Source organism: Arsenophonus nasoniae DSM 15247 (assembly GCF_000429565.1).
GTDB lineage: Bacteria > Pseudomonadota > Gammaproteobacteria > Enterobacterales > Enterobacteriaceae > Arsenophonus > Arsenophonus nasoniae.
Map to the genome: position 1 here is coordinate 1 of NZ_AUCC01000191.1, position 2050 is coordinate 2050.

At 38.9% G+C, this 2050-nt stretch carries 3 protein-coding genes; all 3 read right to left on the bottom strand.

Features of this window, described 5'->3' with window-relative positions; translation table 11 throughout:
* Positions 1-548 (bottom strand): phage terminase large subunit (locus G468_RS0117280; protein ID WP_026824066.1); only part of this gene is annotated, 548 nt, incomplete at its 3' end.
* Positions 526-1113, bottom strand: a complete 588-nt coding sequence (locus tag G468_RS0117285) for a hypothetical protein (RefSeq protein WP_026824067.1) — start codon at positions 1111-1113, stop codon at positions 526-528. The genes G468_RS0117280 and G468_RS0117285, both read right to left, overlap by 23 nt.
* Positions 1114-1375: 262 nt before the next feature.
* The coding region (locus tag G468_RS0117290; RefSeq protein ID WP_026824068.1) for a tyrosine-type recombinase/integrase at positions 1376-2050 on the bottom strand (675 nt) is incomplete at its 5' end.

The following is a 2050-nucleotide window of genomic DNA, read 5'->3' on the forward strand; positions in this document are numbered from 1 at the left end:
TCAACCGAAATACAGTTACTTGGTTTTTTCTGTCTGAAGCGAACATCGGTTGCGCTCCCTTTTCGCTCAGGATTCCACGTCACCCAAATTTCAGAAGCATCTTCTCGTACCGTGGGGATTAATTTTTGCCATGCGTACTCCGGTACGTTTTCAGCCTCATCTATCCAGCAAAAAAGAATCGATGATTTTGATTTAAGGCTATCCAAGTTATGCCTTAATCCACAGAAAACAAAAGAAACCCGTTTGTCTTTCGTTCGTATATACCTTTCACCAATATCAAAAAAGGCATTAAGCCAACTGACGCTTTGTATTGCCTGTTTTACTTCCTGCATACTGGAGTCTTCAAGGGAGTTCATGAATTCACGGGCGCAAAGTATCACGCCTTTTTTACCCACCCTTGCGGCATTGAAAGCCTTAACCGCCAACATCAACGCAAAGGTACGTGTTTTGCCACTTCCTCGCCCACCGTAAGCACAGCGATAACGGGCACTTCCGTTAAACACTGTGGTTAACTTAGGCGGAATATCAATTGCCATTTCTTTCGTCATTGTTAAAACTTCCTGCGTTAACATGGATAATAGATGGGAAAATATCTTCCGATTCATTGAAATCTGATGATTGCTTAATTTCGAGCAATAGCGTGTTGGGAACGGGAATACCTTCAATCTCCAAAAATTGCGCTGCTTCCAGTGAAGTCATTTCACCCGCTTTTTTGCGCTCAAGTATCGATCTTAAATATTCTTTTCGTTGCTGCTTTTCTTCGTCAAAGAAGACTTCGTTAATCCCCATTTTTTTGTAAACGGCAATATCATTGTGACTGGGTAATACTTCTTCTATCGTTGTCGTTTCGCCGTCAGGGGTTTTCTTAATGATTTTGCGTGTGCGCATTTTGGTATTTTGCCTTGCCGTTTCCGCGATCTCTTTTTTCAAAATGTCCGCGGCATGATGAAAGGCATGATCAAACTCGTAATAATCCTTTCGCCAGTTTCGGATTGTTTTTTCGTTAACGTGCAGCCACTTTGCAATGAAGTTATTTGACACTTTGCCTTTCACCAAAGACAGGTTGATCACGTCATCAATATACGCTTTTTGATATTTCGCTTTCCCTGACATGACAACCTCTTATTAACATTTGTGCAACATTCGTGAAATTAGCCGTTTTGAGTTCGGACTTATTCTTCGGAACTATGCGTAAGAAATCCCTCTTAATAATTTGTAATTATTAGTTTTTTTGATTTTCAAAAATTCGGAAGTATGACTTCGGAATTATGCGTTTTTGGCTATTCTGTGATTTATACGACTGAATACTTCATGATTATTGAGTTTGATCGCTTTCCACCTGTTTTGGATTGTGATTAAAAAATAAACGCAAATGTTAAATTTCTATGTCCAAAACTGACCGACAAAAACGTCCATAAGTATCATGCGTGATTTTGATACTTCGATGACCCAACATTTTCGATACGACATTTATTCCGTAGCCTCTTTGGATTAATGAAATCGCAGCAAAATGCCGTAAGTTATGAAATGTACCAATCTCATATTCCAATAACCGTTTTTTGATAATCCCACTTCTTCCGTACGTTAATGACAAACGAGATTGACGTTCTGACATCAACAATGGAATAGGCTTTCCTCTCTTTTCTTTATCCAAAAATTGCATTAAATCTTTTGGCAGCGGTAAAATCCTTTGCAAATCCGCTTTCATCCCCAAATTTACAACGCCATATCGTGTTAAGTGCTTTGAGATGTGAATTCTCTGTTCACGAATATCGCTATAGTCCAATGCCAAGATTTCACTTATCCGTAAGCCCAATTTTGATGCCAAAATAAAAGTTATCTTTTCACGAACAGGCGATTGCTTGATCATCTCTTCTACATTGCAAAATGCCGGAATAAAAATCGGCTTTTCCACTTTCTTTTTCAGTTTTGGTATTGGACTCACGCCAATATTTCGCATTGCTTTTAACAACAAATAAGCCGAATGCAGATGTTTAAGCGTATTCTCAGGTAAGCCATTAAATTCACTCGGACGAATATTCAACGCCAA

Bases quoted from the DNA above. Each gene is read 5' to 3' on its own strand.
- G468_RS0117285 (WP_026824067.1), bottom strand. From the start codon at position 1,113: ATGTCAGGGAAAGCGAAATATCAAAAAGCGTATATTGATGACGTGATC.